18 protein-coding genes are annotated in these 16,354 nt (G+C 57.4%); 8 read left to right on the top strand and 10 right to left on the bottom strand.

Annotated elements, in window-relative coordinates; genetic code table 11:
- Positions 1-454: 454 nt before the first annotated feature.
- The 3 genes from HF320_RS03375 to HF320_RS03365 are packed head-to-tail and all read right to left on the bottom strand — an operon-like array spanning position 455 to position 1,757.
- The gene (locus HF320_RS03375; protein WP_169277066.1) at positions 455-814 is read right to left on the bottom strand and encodes a histidine phosphatase family protein; all 360 of its coding nucleotides are present in this window, start codon (positions 812-814) and stop codon (positions 455-457) included.
- On the bottom strand, positions 747-1,058 hold the full coding sequence (locus HF320_RS03370; protein ID WP_169277065.1) for a phosphoglycerate mutase family protein: 312 nt from the start codon (positions 1,056-1,058) through the stop codon (positions 747-749). Before HF320_RS03370 ends, HF320_RS03375 begins: the two co-directional genes overlap by 68 nt.
- 42 nt (positions 1,059-1,100) lie before the next feature.
- The gene (locus HF320_RS03365; protein ID WP_211158937.1) at positions 1,101-1,757 is read right to left on the bottom strand and encodes a nitroreductase family protein; all 657 of its coding nucleotides are present in this window, start codon (positions 1,755-1,757) and stop codon (positions 1,101-1,103) included.
- A 99-nt stretch (positions 1,758-1,856) separates the two neighbouring features.
- Between HF320_RS03365 and HF320_RS03360 the strand changes: the two genes are divergently transcribed.
- Positions 1,857-2,516, top strand: a complete 660-nt coding sequence (locus HF320_RS03360) for a YaiI/YqxD family protein (RefSeq protein WP_248276591.1) — start codon at positions 1,857-1,859, stop codon at positions 2,514-2,516.
- Between the two features lie 54 nt (positions 2,517-2,570).
- Here HF320_RS03360 and HF320_RS03355 read toward each other — a convergent pair whose 3' ends face one another.
- Positions 2,571-3,659, bottom strand: a complete 1,089-nt coding sequence (locus HF320_RS03355) for a putative manganese transporter (protein WP_169277064.1) — start codon at positions 3,657-3,659, stop codon at positions 2,571-2,573.
- Positions 3,660-3,815: 156 nt separating this feature from the next.
- On the opposite strand from HF320_RS03355, the gene HF320_RS03350 reads away from it, so the two are divergent.
- The 5 genes from HF320_RS03350 to HF320_RS03330 all read left to right on the top strand — a co-directional run bounded on the left by HF320_RS03350 (position 3,816) and on the right by HF320_RS03330 (position 9,203).
- Positions 3,816-4,784 carry a 3'-5' exonuclease gene (locus tag HF320_RS03350; RefSeq protein ID WP_022386241.1) on the top strand — a complete coding sequence of 323 codons (969 nt, stop codon included), beginning with the start codon at positions 3,816-3,818 and terminating at the stop codon, positions 4,782-4,784.
- Positions 4,785-4,949: 165 nt separating this feature from the next.
- Positions 4,950-6,134 carry a PDDEXK family nuclease gene (locus HF320_RS03345; protein WP_169277063.1) on the top strand — a complete coding sequence of 395 codons (1,185 nt, stop codon included), beginning with the start codon at positions 4,950-4,952 and terminating at the stop codon, positions 6,132-6,134.
- A gap of 376 nt (positions 6,135-6,510) precedes the next feature.
- Entirely contained in the window at positions 6,511-6,876 is a 366-nt protein-coding gene (locus HF320_RS03340) for an ArsR/SmtB family transcription factor (RefSeq protein ID WP_248276590.1), read from the top strand.
- A gap of 62 nt (positions 6,877-6,938) precedes the next feature.
- Positions 6,939-7,157 carry a cation transporter gene (locus tag HF320_RS03335; protein ID WP_040220728.1) on the top strand — a complete coding sequence of 73 codons (219 nt, stop codon included), beginning with the start codon at positions 6,939-6,941 and terminating at the stop codon, positions 7,155-7,157.
- A gap of 93 nt (positions 7,158-7,250) precedes the next feature.
- Positions 7,251-9,203 carry a heavy metal translocating P-type ATPase gene (locus HF320_RS03330; protein ID WP_169277062.1) on the top strand — a complete coding sequence of 651 codons (1,953 nt, stop codon included), beginning with the start codon at positions 7,251-7,253 and terminating at the stop codon, positions 9,201-9,203.
- Positions 9,204-9,412: 209 nt separating this feature from the next.
- On the opposite strand, the gene HF320_RS03325 is transcribed toward HF320_RS03330, so the two are convergent.
- Entirely contained in the window at positions 9,413-9,841 is a 429-nt protein-coding gene (locus HF320_RS03325) for an FKBP-type peptidyl-prolyl cis-trans isomerase (protein ID WP_169277061.1), read from the bottom strand.
- 163 nt (positions 9,842-10,004) lie between these two features.
- On the opposite strand from HF320_RS03325, the gene HF320_RS03320 reads away from it, so the two are divergent.
- Entirely contained in the window at positions 10,005-11,021 is a 1,017-nt protein-coding gene (locus HF320_RS03320) for a dipeptidase (RefSeq protein ID WP_169277060.1), read from the top strand.
- 108 nt (positions 11,022-11,129) lie between these two features.
- Here HF320_RS03320 and HF320_RS03315 read toward each other — a convergent pair whose 3' ends face one another.
- On the bottom strand, positions 11,130-12,194 hold the full coding sequence (locus HF320_RS03315) for a D-alanine--D-alanine ligase family protein (RefSeq protein WP_211158936.1): 1,065 nt from the start codon (positions 12,192-12,194) through the stop codon (positions 11,130-11,132).
- 141 nt (positions 12,195-12,335) lie between these two features.
- On the opposite strand from HF320_RS03315, the gene HF320_RS03310 reads away from it, so the two are divergent.
- A complete protein-coding gene (locus HF320_RS03310; RefSeq protein WP_349290694.1) occupies positions 12,336-13,028 on the top strand; it encodes a M48 family metallopeptidase in 693 nt (230 codons plus the stop codon).
- A gap of 24 nt (positions 13,029-13,052) precedes the next feature.
- Here HF320_RS03310 and HF320_RS03305 read toward each other — a convergent pair whose 3' ends face one another.
- From HF320_RS03305 to folE, 4 genes are all read right to left on the bottom strand, one after another.
- The gene (locus HF320_RS03305) at positions 13,053-14,570 is read right to left on the bottom strand and encodes a zinc ribbon domain-containing protein (protein WP_169277058.1); all 1,518 of its coding nucleotides are present in this window, start codon (positions 14,568-14,570) and stop codon (positions 13,053-13,055) included.
- A gap of 166 nt (positions 14,571-14,736) precedes the next feature.
- Positions 14,737-15,225: a dihydroneopterin aldolase gene (gene folB, locus HF320_RS03300; RefSeq protein ID WP_169277057.1), complete on the bottom strand. Its 489-nt coding sequence runs from the start codon at positions 15,223-15,225 to the stop codon at positions 14,737-14,739.
- Positions 15,226-15,257: 32 nt separating this feature from the next.
- Positions 15,258-15,776 (bottom strand): HD domain-containing protein, encoded by a 519-nt coding sequence (locus tag HF320_RS03295; RefSeq protein WP_169277056.1) that lies wholly within the window; start codon positions 15,774-15,776, stop codon positions 15,258-15,260.
- Between the two features lie 14 nt (positions 15,777-15,790).
- Positions 15,791-16,348 (bottom strand): GTP cyclohydrolase I FolE, encoded by a 558-nt coding sequence (gene folE / locus HF320_RS03290; protein WP_169277055.1) that lies wholly within the window; start codon positions 16,346-16,348, stop codon positions 15,791-15,793.
- Between the last annotated feature and the right edge of the window lie 6 nt (positions 16,349-16,354).

The following is a 16,354-nucleotide window of genomic DNA, read 5'->3' as shown; positions in this document are numbered from 1 at the left end:
AGGGGGCTGACTCCGAAGGAACTCCGGGGTCAGCCCCCTTGTTGCGGATCAATCTTTATTTGAACCATTCGCAGCCTCCTCAGGCGCGGGCGGCGCAAAGTCCCTCCCATAGTTCTCCTGGTAACATCCCGTATTTGAAAGCGCTATCCTCGCCCGTGACATGAATGCTCGGGCTGCAACAGAGGGGTTGTTTTTCAAAACTCATCGAAATAGGTACCCTGTTTCGATTTTTGCAAGTAGCAACGGTTTTAGCACCTCTGAATCCTGGGGTTTTCTCGGCCAAAACCGTCTTCTACTTCGCCAAAGCAAATTAGGGTACCTATTTCGAATTGTTTTATTGCAGTAGCATTTTGTAACGGACCCAAACGCGCTATATCGGCAGCACGAAGTCGCCTCGAACACCGGGCGAAGCGTACGCCATCACTTTTTGCCCGAGAGGACACCGCAATCGCACCTAAAGTGGCTCGACGCCCAACTCACGTGCATAATCTTCCTGCATGAAAACCTCTTGCAGCGTGAAGGCACCGTCCTCATAGGTAAAATGCATGGTAGAAGCATTGCCGGGTACCGGCTTGAGCAGGTCGGCGGCGTCGCCCAACACCGCATCGTGAAACTCTTTGATGGCCGATCCATGCGAAACGGCGAGAACGCACCTGCTTGCCGGCGTTTCCATAACTTCGCCCAGCGTCGCCATCATGCGGTCGCGAACCTCCTGTTGCGATTCGCCACCGAAGTGCGCAAAGTAATCACCCCAGGGACGCTGGGGCATCAAGGAGATACGCTCGCCTTCGTACTCGCCAAAAAAACCATTCACGAATACCGGCTCGCTGCTCAAACTCGATACCGGGTATGACGGCCTGGATGGTCACATGCGTGCGCGTGAGCGTCGAGGTATAGGCATGATCGAACACAAGGCCCCGATGGCGCAAAAACGCACCGGCACGGCGTGCCTGCTCGAGGCCTAGCTCGGTGAGCGGAGAATCGGTCCAGCCCGAAATCATCTTCTTGCGATTGAACAGGGTCTGGCCGTGGCGAACAAGATACAGGTCGTTGGTCATAATTCCTCCGGGAGGCAATAAGGGCAGCGGACGACAATTGCGTTAGATCAAAACATCCTCAAGCGAACGCTTGGGCACATGGTGCACCCCGGCATCATCGCGCCAGTATTTGATGGAGCCATCCGGCGAGGCGGAAAGCGGCTCCAGGCGCACCTCCTCGGCAGGAAGGCCAAAAGCGCAGACGAGCTTGAGCTCATAGCGCTCGACATCGAGGCCCAGCACATCTATCAGACGCGGCGTAAACGCTCTAAGCATACAACCCGCATAGGAAGGCGTAGCCGACCGCGCAGCAAGCATCATGGTCTGCGCCGCAATGCCGCAATCGACCTCGGCGATGGGCGCGGCAGACTTCCCTGCAGCGCCGCGCTCGGCAGCAATCACCACATAACCGGTAGGACGCTCCCTCACCGCGGGACCAGCCCAATCCTTGAAGTAACCTGCCCAAGCAAGCTCGGCGAACACGGCGTCGCATGCCGCAGGATCGCTCACAACGCGAAAGCGCAGCAGCTGCCGATTTGCGCCGTTGGCGCACAGGCGGGCCATATCAACCAACTCGAGCAAGAACCCCTCCGGCACACGCCGGCCCTCGTCAAAGCGGCGAAAGCTCCGGCACGAAGCAACAAGGTTGGCCATCTGGACAAGACCATATTCGTCTCGCGCGGACGCTGCTTGCACGGAAACGCTCTCGTTCTCTGTCATGGGAGTCTCCTTTCGTTAGCGGCTTCGCGCCATTGTACCGCCGCAGAAGCGTCTTCACGACAGCGTACAATGAGAGTGCACGATACGAACGGAGAGAACATGAACAAAGAGAACGTGTCCCAAATGGCCGCTTTTGATAACCCCCTTGTCCGCAACGATGAGAAGAAGCCGGTTAACCCCAGCAAGAACACTCCGGAAGATTCCGAGCCAGATGAGGAATATGATATGTGGGAGGAAGAGGACGCAGCCCCCTCGCGCGGTCGAGTCCTATTTATCGACGCCGACGCCTGCCCCGTCACAAGCGTTGCCCTTGCTTGCGCCCGCGACGCCTGCACGCCTGTCGTCATCGTAGGCAATACGACCCAAAACCTCGAGCGGCACATACGCCATGGCGATCCACGCTCGCCCGAAAAAGCACGCGGCCGAGACGCCAGCCACGATGGCTTTTGGGTCGATGTGCTCGATGTCTCAATCGGAGCGGACAGCGCAGATTTCGCCATCGTAGAGCGTCTTTTGCCAAACGACATCGTGGTGACCCAGGACATCGGCCTTGCCAGCATGGTACTGGGCCGCGGAGCGGCAGCCATCGGAGTGCGAGGTCGCGTGTATGACAAAGCGACCATCGACATGCAGCTTTTTATTCGTCACGAAGAGAAAAAGGTACGTCGCGCCGGAGGACGCACGCGCGGGCCAGAGCCATTTAAAGGCTCAGACCGAACGCGCTTTCGCCACAACCTTATCGAGCTGCTCCGCAAATAGCTGGCACCCGAGATTGCAGGGTGGCGTGAACCCTGGACCGGAGCTCAATACCGCCTAGAGCCCCAACGCCGTAAAGAGCAATCCCCACGCGACGCCGATGCCATAGAGCATGACGATGATGACCATGTTTTCGCGTACCGAGCGATTGGTGCGGAACAGCACCAGGTAACCCACACCGGCAGAGATGAGCGTGCCTGCAAGCATGGGGGCAAGCGTCAGCACGCCCTCGAGATAGAGCTGCGTGATAACCACGCTCGCCGAGCAGTTGGGGATGAGGCCCACCAAAGCAGATGCAAACACCGCAAGCGTCTCGTTGCCACGTAGCACCCGCTCGAGCACCGGCTCGCCCACGGTATCCAAGATGCCCACCAGCACGAGCGTCACCAAGAAAATGAAGACGCTCACCTGCACGGTATGAGAAAGCGCACTCCGTACGATCGAAGACAGCATGTGCTCATTGTCATGGGTATGTTCATGAGCGCTCCCATGCTCGTGAGCGCAAGAATGCTCGCGCATCGAATCGCTATCGCGATGATGGTGGTGCCCCACGTGCTCCTCGCAGCCGCAGCAATCACGTTCGCACAGCTCATGGATGTGCTCGGCGCTCACGCCCGCCTCGGAAATCTCATCGACGATATCGCCTTCGCTATGGTCGCCATGACCGCAGTTCACATGGCTTGGATTCACGGCTGCGCCAAGCACGGTTTGGCGCAGCGCCGCATGGACACGTGCATTTTTGCGCAAAGCGCGCACAGCCATGTCAATCAAAAATCCCGTAATAAGCGCCACGAGCATCTTGATAGCCAAAATGGTTGTCATGCTTTTCAGGGGCATGTGCTCGGCCATGAGCATGGGTAGCATCTCATCGGAAGTAGAAAGAAACACCGCCACCAGCGTTCCCAGCGTCACAATGCGCCCAGCGTAGAGCGTCGCCGCCATGGCGGAGAAGCCACATTGCGGAAAGATTCCCAGCAAGGCGCCCACAGCAGGGCCGGCCGTTCCCGCGCGACGAATCGTGTTGTTAACGCGCTCTCCCGCCACGTGTTCCAACAATTCGAGCGCCAGATACGTCACGAACAAAAACGGAACCAAAGCCAGCGTATCTTTGCCGGCGTCCAACACGATATCCGCAATCAAATCCATGCAGTGCATGCTCCCATCGATGGCTTTACCAAGATTTTGAGTTCCAAGGCTTAAATTAATCTATTGTACTGAAGATGATAGTTCAACATAAAAGTTTCCATTGGTAAACTGATGTAAGCAGCAAACCTCTATTTCCACACAGCGAAAGGTGCGGCAATGAATACTCAACAGGCACTTGAATACTCGATGCAACCGTTTATTCCCATGTTCATCTTCGGCGGCGGCTACGAGATGGTCGAATCCGAACGTCTGCGCAGTGAAGAAGCGCTCAAAGCCCTTGTTGACGAATGGAACACAAATCCCGAGCCATCCTTTGGCTACGATGTGATCGTGGACCTCGCCGATCGTAATCGCGAGCTATGCGATCACGTGGGCGAAACACGACTGCGCAACAAGCCATCCTCCATGCTCGCTCGCAGCCTGTCCGACGCAGACACCTGCGCCGCTATCGGCAAGATGCAGCGCCGCAGCGCCTCCGCCGTCATGCGCGAAATTCACGGAGATCGCGAGGCGCTTGGCGTCGCTTTCACGCGCAAGCCCATCCAGGGCACGGTGCTCGGCATCGATATCGAAACGACCGGGCGCGCGCCCGAACGCGGCTACATCATCAACGTGGGCTGGGAGATCATGGAGCTCACGAGCGATGCGACCCCGCACGATGCCGAGGCCCACTATTGCGGCCTGCCCGAGATCTACCGCGAGTCCGGTGTTCCACTCACCGAAATCCATCATATCACCTGGGAAGATATCGACAACAAAACACCCTTTCGCGAAAACAAGGCGCTGCAGAAGCAGATTCTCAAACTCATGAAAAAGTACCCCTATATGGCGCACAACGCCGCCTTCGAAGACTCCTGGTTCAAGCTGCATCTTGAGGGCTATGCCGAGGCACGTCGTGAGGGCAAAATCGTCATCATCGACTCGCGCGAAATCTGTCGCAGGCTCGATGGCGAGGTGAAGACCCTCCCGCGCGAGAGCTCCCCTGCTGCGCTTGAGAATTGGGCACGCCGCCGCGGCACGCTCGGAACGGGCGAAGTCGAACAGCATTTGGGTCTCGACGACACCGACCTCATGCTTCGCACGGTGCAAGCGGAGTTCAACGAGAAAAACCTTTTCGCCAAATAGCTCAATCAGCCGGATGCGACCAATTGCCGCGAGCGCGTCGCATCCGGCCCTTTGCCCCCATAGAGCTCAGACACGCCACGTAACCCGCAACGCGCAAAGCTCGGATGTCATATTTTCACAGGCGGAAGGTCTGGCTTATGACATTATTGATATATGGGAATCGTTTTGTCACATACCACGGCAAGAGCGGTCTATCAAACCGTCCACTCGATTGCACGCAGCGGCATCGAGCCCTGTAGCGATGTTGCTGTCTTCAAGTCGCATCCGAGCAGAAAGCTTGTTGACGATGCGTTAAGATGGCTCGCTATCCACAATGTAGAAGCGGACGAAAACGCCCCCATTGAGACAATGGTCTTCGAGCGCAACGGTATGCGTAATCTGACAGGCTGCCGGACTCACGTCTCGACAAAACGATTCTCGAGTTCTCGATTCGTCAAGCTCACCGACGACATCTCGATAGTCGGAGTTGAGCTGTGCGCCCTTCAAGCCGCAACTTATCTGCCCTTTCGCAAGCTTGTTGAATACTACTTTGAATTGTGCGGGGCCTATTCCCTGAAGATGGGTTCAACAACCTCGTACAGCGAAAGGCCAGCCCTCACAACAACCGCACGACTCAAGCATTTCTTCAATACGCTTTCTGCTTGCGATGGACTCATTCCGGCACGGAAGGCCATCAAGTGCGTACGGGACGGCTGCCGTTCACCCATGGAAACAGCCTTTGTCATGATGCTCACGCTGCCAAAAAACGAAGGCGGCCTGGGGATAAGGGCCCTCGAAACCGACTATGAGATCAAGGTCGCCAACGTCGCGAAAGGCCTCACAAGACGAACGAAGTTCTACATGGACGCGTACCTCAAACGTTCTCGCATCGACATCGAATACAACGGCTTTCATCACGATACGGAAGAAAATCGTGCTATCGATGAAGAACGCAAAAACGCACTTGCAGCGATGGGCTATGGAATTATCACCATCAGCAGGCACTCATTTATGCATGCCGAGCCGTTTGCCCGAGTCATGGAAGTAATTCAACGAAAAGAAGGCATTCGTCCCTCGCGCCTCCCAAAGAACTTTAAAGCTAAACAGGAGGAGCTGAGGAAGTTCGTACTTCGAAGACATCTCGAGGAAAAGAAACAGCTCGAGGAGAAAATCCGGCGCGACCGTGAAGAGCGAAACCGGATTGACCTCGAAAAGGCCCTGTTTGATGGGGTCCTTGACGATCCGTCAATCAATACCGTTCCAGAAATTAACGACATGCAGACATTCGAGCATCAAGCGCCTCACGAAGACAACGCGAGCGGCCGCGCGCCTGATGGCAAAGTGTTTGGAGTCGGTATCGAACTCAAATAAAGGAATAGATGCTCTGGTACCGTGCAAAAATCAAAGTATTCAGCCGCTAGGTCTATTTGCCTTGTTCCAAGCGGGTCTATTGGACGCTCTGCTCAGATAATATTTTCACATCTGTGGAGTATTGCGTTCATTTTGCCCATTTTGACCTTTCGACATGACAAAAATCCCAGCTCTTGTGCTGAATACATTAAATTTTGCACAGTACCCGACCACCTACCACAGTCTCGATACCTCAACGGCGGTAATCTCACCCCGTCCGCCGTCGCTTTCAACCAAACAAAGAGGTGTTCAGCGGAATTCCATTGACATATGAGCATGCATTCATATAATCAGTACTAGAAAATATGAGCGCATGTTCATATGAAAGGACGTTGCCATGAACGAACAGTCTTTGGGGCTCATAAACAACCCCAACGGATATGACGCTCCCCTTGCAGCAACTTGCTCTCCCGAAGACCTTCCCGACGAGGAGCTGCTCTACGACCTTGCAGACCTCTTCAAGGTCTTTAGCGACACTACGCGCATCAAGATTCTCTATGCCCTCATGGGCCGCGAGTTGTGCGTAGCCGATATTGCTGATGCCACGCAAACGTCCCAATCGGCCGTCTCCCATCAGCTGCGCACGCTTAAAAGCTCCCACCTGGTCAAATTTCGCCGCGACGGCCGAAACATCCTCTACTCGCTCGCGGATGATCATGTCTACACCATGCTCAATCAAGGCATGAGCCATATCTGCGAATAACAATCCAGCAAGGCAACAACGCGGCCCGCATCTATGCCTCCAGCACAGGAAAGGAACCCATCATGAAAAAGTCCTTCAAGCTCGACGAAATCGACTGCGCTAACTGCGCTCGTGAGCTCCAAGACGAGCTCACCCGGCTCGAGGGCGTCAAATCCGTCTCCGTGAACTTTATGACACAAAAACTTACCCTCGAGGCCGAAGACAACGAGTTCGATGAGGTACTCGACCGCGTGGTTGAGTTCACCGCCGAAGCAGAACCTGACTGCGAAATCATTCTCTAGCCCACACGCCAGCAAGGCCGCAGTCACTGCGGCCTTCATTCGCAAAGTCATATGAGCGAGTGTTCATACATTCAAATGGGAGGTATTTGAATCATGGCAACCGCCGATCCCAAAAAGAAAAAGAAGAAGCGTCGCAAGAAGGAGTCACTCGAGCACAAACGCAGTCGCATCCTTGTAGCGCTTGCAACCTTTGTCGCGGTATACGCGATGGATGAACTGGGCGTCCTTGAGCGCGCCTTTGGAAACCCCGGGGACGTTTACGCAAGCTTCATGCTCTTCCTCGTGCCATTTGTCATCGCCGGCCATGACGTGCTCAAAAAAGCCTGGAATAACATTCGTCACGGCAAAGCATTTGACGAGAGCTTCCTCATGGCCGTGGCCACGCTCGGCGCTTTTGCTATGGTGTTTTTTCCAGACACCGACCCGCACATGGCAGAGGGAGCAGCCGTTATGCTCTTTTACCAAGTGGGAGAGCTCTTCCAGGCCTACGCCGTAGGAAAGAGCCGCAAGTCTATTAGCTCCATGATGGATATCGCGCCCGATTATGCAAACATCGAAGATGCCGAAGGCAACCTTAAGCAGGTAGACCCCGATGAGGTGGCGTGCGGAAGCATCATCGTAATCAAGCCAGGCGAGCGCGTGCCCATCGACGGAACAATCGTTGAGGGTGCCACCCAGCTCGACGCCGCCGCTCTCACCGGCGAATCCATCCCTCGTCATGCGGAAACGGGCGCCGAGGTCGTCTCGGGCTGCATCAACATGACGGGCCTCATCAAGGTCAAGACTACCAAGCCCTTTGGCGAGTCCACTGTCTCGCGCATCCTTGAGCTTGTGGAGAACGCCAGCGAAAAGAAGGCACGGACCGAAAACTTCATCACGCGTTTTGCCCGCATTTACACGCCTGCCGTCACCGGCGCCGCGGCACTGCTCGCGGTGGGTGGCGGGATCGTCACGGGGGCGTGGCCTGATTGGATTTTGCGCGGCCTCACATTCTTAGTCGTCTCCTGCCCTTGCGCGCTCGTGATCAGCGTGCCCCTGAGCTTTTTTGGCGGCATCGGCGGTGCTTCCAAAATCGGCGTCCTGGTCAAGGGGTCAAACTACCTGGAGGCCCTCGCCGAAGTCGACACCGTAGTGTTCGATAAGACGGGTACGCTTACGCGCGGCACGTTTTCCGTCGCAGCGATTCATCCCGAAAACGGCTACACCGAGTCCTCCCTGCTCGAAATGGCGGCCCTTGCAGAATCCTTCTCCGATCACCCCATCGCGCAGTCTGTCCGTGCCGCCTACACGGGCGAACTGGACTCCAAGCGCGTCACGAATTCCGGCAATGACTCCGGCCATGGCGTCTTCGCAACCATCGACGGCAAAAAGGCCATAGTGGGCAACGCAAAAATGCTTGCAAAAGCAGGCTTCACAGCGCCCGATTGCGAAATCGCGGGAACGATTCTCCACGTGCTGGTCGATACCACTTACGCTGGCCATATCGTGATCGCCGACACCGTAAAAGACGACGCCAAGCAAACCATCAGCGACCTTCACGCCGCGGGAGTGCGCCGCTGCGTGATGCTCACAGGCGACCGCAAGGAGGTGGCAGCGGCAGTATCCCGCGAGCTTTGCCTGGACGAGTACCACGCGCAGCTCCTTCCCGGCGACAAGGTGGAACGCGTCGAAAAACTCCTCGCCAGTGAAGGTGCCAAACACAAGCTTGCCTTTGTGGGCGACGGCATCAACGACGCCCCGGTCCTCACGCGCGCTGACGTCGGTATCGCCATGGGCGCTATGGGTTCCGACGCGGCCATCGAGGCGGCCGACATCGTGCTGATGGACGACAAGCCCTCCAATATCGCGCGTGCCATGCGCATCGCACGCAAAACCATGGGTATCGTCTGGCAAAACATCGTGTTTGCCCTTGCGGTGAAGCTGCTGATCCTCGCGCTTGCAGCGCTGGGCATCGCCAACATGTGGCTTGCGGTCTTTGGCGACGTGGGAGTGGCAATCATAGCGATCCTGAACGCAATGCGCGCCATGAACGTCAAGGGGGCTTAAGGGCCCCAACGCCGAGAGCCGGCATTTCCTTCCCTCGCTGGTCCTCGCTTCGCTGCGGAATCGCTCGGGAGGGAAATGCCGGCTCTCGGCTGCGGGAATATTCTCCATACGCTTATGGCTTGCCTTGCAAGATTCAGGGCAAAAAATCAAAAAAGGAGCGGCGACGTTGCACCAACGTCGCCGCTCCTGCTCGTTTTATCTGAGTTGAATTAGCCCAGAACCTCTACGAGCTCGATCTCGAAGTTGAGGTCCTTGCCGGCCATCTCGTGGTTGGCGTCGATCTTGACGCCCTCGGGGGTCACCTCGACAACCGTAACGGGAACAGGCTGACCGCCGGCACCGGAAAGCGCGAGCTTATCACCCACATGAATCTGGTCGATGTTGGGTACTTGCGCGGCGGGGAAGAACATGACCAGGTCCTCACGGCGCTCGCCATAGGCCTCGGCACACGGAATATGGACGGTCTTCTTCTCGCCCACCTTCATGTCCTTCACGGCGGCATCAAAGCCGGGAATCATCTGGTGGGCGCAGCAGGTGAACTCCAACGGCTCGCCGCGATCGTAGGAGCTATCGAACTGGGTGCCGTCATCCAGCGTACCGCGGTAGTGGGCGCGCACCTTCTTGCCTTCGTTTGACATATCGTCCTCATTTCAGTGAAAACTCGATTTTGCCCGCCGGAGCGGACACGTAGGGTCAACTATACCCCAAACCGTATGCCGCAATCCAACCTATCGGACGAGCGTAGCCTACACGTAGACGTGTAGAATGGACGAGACTAAAACCGCACCAACAGGAGGCTTCATGTCTATTCCCGTACTTGACCTACATTGCGACACCGCCGATCGCTTGGGCTGGCAAACCATCGATCGCGAACTCAAGACCGTCTCGGGAGACGAATTCTTCACCCCAGACGACGCCGAATGCCCCGAGCGCTACTTCTCCCTTAAGGACAACGACTGCGCCATCTCGATCGACATGGCCGGAAGCACCCCCTGGGCGCAGTGCTTTGCCACGTTCGTCCCCGATTGCTTCTCCCCCGAGCAGTCTCTGCGTTTCCATGCGCAGATCATGGCGCACATCAGCGCTCAGACGAACCTCAACCATGCCGAAGCAACCGAGGTACATGCAGCAAGCGACATTCGCCCCGCTCTCGATCAGAGTCGATTCGCCTGCATCCACACGATCGAGAACGCGCGCATGTTCGCGCACGACCTCAACCTCATCGAGGCCCTCAAACGTGCCGGCGTGCTCATGGCCTCCCTTACGTGGAACGCCGCGGGCCCGCTTGCCAGTGGACACGATACTCACGCAGGCCTCACCGATCTTGGTCGCCAGGCAGTTGCCGAGATGGAACGCTGCGGCATGGTGCTCGACGTCTCGCATCTCAACGATGAGTGTTTTGACGAGGTAGCCGCCCTTGCCAAGCGCCCCTTCGCAGCAAGCCACTCCAATTCGCGTGCCATCTGCGGTCACGTGCGCAACCTCACCGACCAGCAGTTCCAAGTTATCCGCGACGCCGGCGGTGTCGTGGGCCTCAACTACTGCAATGGCTTCTTGGTCGATGGCGCCAATAAAGATACGTCGGCCGAACTGGTCACCTTTGACGCCACCGCACGCCACATCGAGCACTGGCTCGAGCTGGGCGGCGAAGATGTCATCGCGCTTGGCGGCGACCTCGACGGAGCCGATGTGCCCGAGTACGTGGCAGATGCCTCCAAGTTCCCCGCATTCCAGCAGATGCTTGTCGAACGTTTTGGCGAAACGATCACGCGCAAGCTTTGCTTTGAGAACGCACTGTCCTTCTTCGAACGCTTCTAGGTCACGGCCCCATCCAAATAACAAAACGGGCGCGGGATACACTGAGTTGCATCCCGCGCCCGCGCTTCTTTAGCGATTGAGCGCTTGCCTTGTACTAAGGTGACTTATCTACAGCCCAAGCCTCGTGTCGATAAGATCTGCCAGCACTTCGCCCAGCTCATGTCCGGCAACGCGCATCATCTGCGGGAAGCGACTGTAATACGTCATGCCGGGCGTAGAGTTGACCTCATTGAACACGACCTCGCCCTCGGGTGTGACAAACAGGTCCACACGTGCAAAACCCGAGCAGTTGAGAGCCTCATATACCGTGCGCCCCACCTGACGTATACGCTCGAGCACATCTGCGGGGAGCTCGGACGGGCAGCGGAGCTCGGTATTGGCACCCGGGTCCTTTTCCAGATGGATGCGGAAGAAGCCGTCACCATGAACGACAATCTCGTCCACCTCGCCCATGCGTACGCCATGAACAGCATCACCCACGACGGCACAACCGACCTCGACACCGGTGATGTTCTCCTCAACGGCAACCTTCTCATCGAGCGCGAAAGCAGCGTCGAGCGCTTCACGATACTCATCTGCATCGTTCGCCTTGGAGACGCCGATCGAGCTGCCGCCACGAGCGGGCTTCACGAAGACGGGGTATCCGCCGCACTTCTCCACTACGGCAGCCTCGTCCTCGACAGTAGCGCCGCGGTAGAGCACTTCGCACTTCGGCGAGCGCACGCCGGCCGCCGCAGCAAGGCGATGGCTCGCATCCTTATCCATGCACACAGCGCTCGCAAGCACGCCACAGCCCACATAGGGAACGCCGCAAACCTCAAGCGCGCCCTGAACGGTGCCGTCCTCGCCGCCCTGACCATGCAAGACAGGAAGGGCCACATCGACCTCGAGCTCGCGAAACTCGCCGTCGACAAGCTCGAGAAAGCCGCCGCGGGCATCGGGTGCGCTGCCAGGAATCAGCACTACGGGAGCGCAATCATGCTCCTCCCAGGCACCCGTCACCACATCGGCAAGATCACCCGTGTAATGGAACCAGGAACCGTTGCGATCGATGCCGATCAGCACCGGGCAGAAGCGCTCGGAATCGAGCGCGGCGATAACGTTATCGGCAGACTTAAGGGAGATATCGTGCTCGGTAGAGATGCCTCCGAACAGGATGGCGACGTTGATCATGGGGATTGTCCTCTCTCGCAGCGACGCCCGTGGGCGCGCTTGTTCACGAGGCCCTATTATAAGCATCGTTGCCAAAGATGGTGCATCGTCTCATAAACGCTAGAATGACAAACGCTTATGAACCGGCTGAAAGGAGAGGGCGTGAAGCCTAGCTCGCATTGCGTTCATCACGCCGGGCGCGATGTACCCGTTCTTGTCGAGCGCAAGCGCGTCAAGAACTTCAACCTGCATGTCCGTGCCGACGCAAGCGTCTTTTGCAGCGCCCCAAACGCAGCGAGCAGCAAGCAAATCGATGACTTTCTCACCCGGCATGCATCCTGGATTGTGCGGCACGTCGAGCGCGCCGAGCAGGCAGCGCGCATGCAACCACGGCGCGATGAACCAACCTGCGACGGTCTCATCCCCCTCTGGGGCGAACTTGTAGACGCGGCTGAGGTCATTCCCAACGCAACCACGCTCCAACAGCTTTATCGCTTGGAGTTGGAAAGGGCGCTGCCACGTATCGTAGGGCGCATCGAGGCAACCATGGGTATACACGCCGAGCGATGGAGCCTCCGGACCATGAAGTCGCGCTGGGGCTCGTGCACGCCTGCACGCAAGACAATCCGTATCAATACGCAGCTCGCCGCCTACCCGCCCCTCTGCTTGGAGATGGTCGTCACCCATGAGCTCGTGCACCTGATGGAGCCCAGCCATAACGCCCGGTTCCACGCTTTGCTCGACACCTATTGCCCTAGCAATCGAGAGGCTTCGCGTATCCTCAGGAAATCCCCGCTCGAAGCCGTAAACATGACGCGGGGCGCCGAGCTCAATTGCTGCAGCGCCCCGCGGTAGGTAACCTGTTTTACTCAGTATATCCTATCGATAGAAGTTCAAGTAGTTGTAGACAAACGCATCCTCATTCTTCTCGAAGTCGGAAAGATCGGTGTAGACGCCGTAGTAAGCGCCCTCCTCCGACACCTCGACCTCCATCACGGTTTCAGCGGCCGCATAGCCGTCCTCGCTTAAAACGTTCTCGTTCACAGCGTCGGCGTCTGCAAAGAGCGCGAGCTCGCCTTTCTCGGTCGGATTGAAGTAGACATCGAAGTGGACGAGCGCGGGCCTGCCAGTACTGGTCTTGGCACCGTAATCTTCGAACCGGAACCAATAGTAATCGTCGCCGGCATCCATGATCTGAACGGAATCAAGCGTAGCGGTAACCGAACAGTCCTCCGAACCGTTATCGAGATTGAGGCTGCACTCCATGTAGAGCTTCACCGTCGCCGTATGGCGGTTGTTGTCCCAATTGGAAATCTCGATGTAATCGTCATCGCTATAGTACTTGCCCGCGACATCCCACTTGTTCTGCTCGCCCGTTGTGTTCGAGCTATCAAGCTCCCACTTCTTGCCCGTAAAGACATATCTCTTCGCAACCTCGGTACCGCCGGTAACCCAGCAACCGGTGGTCACAACAGAGCAGCTCTTCTTATCGGACGAAAGCTTGCTGTCAAGCGCGGCTCCACCGTTGTCATCGTCGCGCATAACACCGCAACGCGGCGTGGTGGTCTGATCTTCTAGCTCGAAGCGAACGGAAGAAATGTCGTTGTCGCTATCGATATGCGCACTGACCGCAAACGTCGCCTCGGAAACAAAGAATCGATTCTGAATAGTTGCCTCGGCAGTCGCGGTAACGTGGCCGTTTTCTTCCTTAATGTCCGACACCTCGACGTCTTTGACGCGATACTTGGCCTCCTCGACATAATCGTTGGAAGCAAAGCCCTCGAAGGATTCTCCGTACTCCTCTTCCAGCAGCTCCTCAATCTGAGGGGTGACGTCTTCGGCGAGCTTGCCAGAGCCGCCATTGCCCAGCAGGAAGAACCCACCAACAACAAGAGCAGCAATAACGACAACGGCAGCGATGATAATGGGCAGCTTTGTGTTCTTCTTAGGCGAGGGCGTCGCGACCTGAGACGAGAAGTCAGGTGCCTGAGCAGGTTGGAAATCGGGCACCGTCTCGGCTGCAGGCTGAGAGTCGGCGACAGAATCATACGACGGCTCCGGCATGGGGGCCGGCGTAGGCTCCGGCATGGGCTCGGGAATCGTCATGGGTTCTGTTGCTGCAACAGGCTCGGGCTCAGAATCAAACCCGGATACGGCCTCCGGGATCGACATGGGCTCAGTCTCTGGCACCGGCTCCGGCGCGGTTTGGAAAGCAGCCGCAGAATCCGAAGCAGGTTCGGGAATTGATGCTAACTCAGGCATCGGCGCGGATTCGGGCGCAACGTCGGCGGACGACTGCGCCTCCGGCTCGGGAGCAGGGCCGGCGACAGGAGCGCCGCAGCTCGTGCAGAATTTGGTACCTTCGTTCAGCTGCGCCCCGCAGTTGGTGCAAAACATGGCATACCCCCATATCAGAATCGGGTCTTACCGTGATTATCACATACGCGCCGCTGTGGCCCCGCTCCAACTCTACAGGTGCAAAGGTATAATCGGCATGCGTCGAACAGCAAACCCCTGCACACCGAATGATGCACAGGGGTTTCAAACACATGCCTCAACTTCGTTAGCGCAAGCGCTCAATTTCCACGCCGCAAGAGACAAGCGGCAGGCCTACGGGTGCCCAGGGCTTTTCGATCTTCACACGCACACCCAGGAGCAACGGATAACGTGCGAGCAAGGTCTGTGCCACACCCTCCGCCGCCGCCTCGATGAGCTTGAACGTATGCCCTCGCATATAGCTGTCCACATCGTGGCAGACAGCGCCATAATCGATTGACGTGTTCAGGTCGTCGCTCTCCCCCGCCGCATGCAGATCGGCGTAGAGCACCAGCGAAACGACGAATTTCTGCCCCAGGGTATTTTCCTCGGGGTACACGCCGTGATTGGCAAAAACCTCAAGACCGTCAATCAGGATGCGATCGGCACGAGAAATCTGATCGGAGGTCGCACGAACGATCGAGGTTCGCGTCGCCGGGACATTCGCGCCATCGCGGCGCGCAAGCTTTGCCCCTTCAATCGGCGTTGTGCTATCGGGCAATTTCTTGCTACTCATGCGAATCACTCCTCCAATGCGGTTCGCATCGGCTAGACACGCACCGCCATGTTTTTCTTCTCTTCCGGCCAATAGCAGGTAGCACAAGCGGAGCACGCGAAGCAAGGACGCGACCGATGGTCGGCCTCGGCAATCACGCGGGCCAAACGACTTGACAGAGAGGAAAGCTCGCACGATGCCGCATCGGCGTCGTCGGCACGGTGACCTCGCACCGCCTTGACGATTGCCTCCGCCTCGGCGGAAGAGAATCTCTGTTCAGCCACTACCGTACCCAAAATCCGGCGCGCTATCTCGACGCCCGCCACATCATGGGAAATGCCCTCGGAATATTCAGCAGCGCGACCGATGTCATGCAAAAGCGCCGCAGCGTAGACAACGTCCCGTGCAAGACCAAAGCCACCTTCGAGGTTGATAATCCACGCCGTACGCGCCACATCCAACAGGTGGGACAAACCGTGCCTGCAGTAGACGCGCTGCGTCTCCGCTGCTTCGATGGCAGCCAGGTTTTCTTGAAATAAGGGGTTTGCCCAAATTGCGTCGACCCGCGGCATGCTCGCAAGCAACGTTAGCGCTCCAGCATGCGGAAGAAACGCTCCTCGAGGGCGGGATCGCTCTCAAAACAACCGCGTCGCGCAAGTGTCACCGTGGTAGTGCCGGGCTTCTGCACGCCACGCATGGTCATACACATATGTTCCGCTTCGATAAGGACGATCGCGCCCTCGGGAGCCAAATGCTCCATCAGCGCATCGGCAATCTGCGCGGTAAGCTGCTCTTGCAGTTGTAAACGACGCGCATAGACCTCGACCGTGCGTGCAAGCTTCGACAGCCCCGCCACGCGACCGCACGGTATATAGCCAATGGTCACACGACCATAAAAGGGAAGCATGTGATGCTCGCACATGGAGTAAAACGTGATATCACGCTCGATCACCAGATCGTTCGAATTCACCGCAAAGGTGCGACTCAAATGCTCGGAGGCGTCCGACTCCATTCCGCCGGCAAGCTCCTCCCACATGCGCGCCACGCGATCGGGGGTTTCCACGAGCCCCTCGCGCGTTGGGTCTTCACCGATTCCCTCGAGCAGCAGACGAATCGCTTCTTTTACCTTTTCCGAATCGACCATGGGGGC

This window comes from Collinsella acetigenes (assembly GCF_012844445.1).
Lineage (GTDB): Bacteria > Actinomycetota > Coriobacteriia > Coriobacteriales > Coriobacteriaceae > Collinsella > Collinsella acetigenes.
The sequence above is the reverse complement of the archived record's forward strand: the minus strand, read 5'-3'. Positions and strand labels throughout refer to the sequence as shown.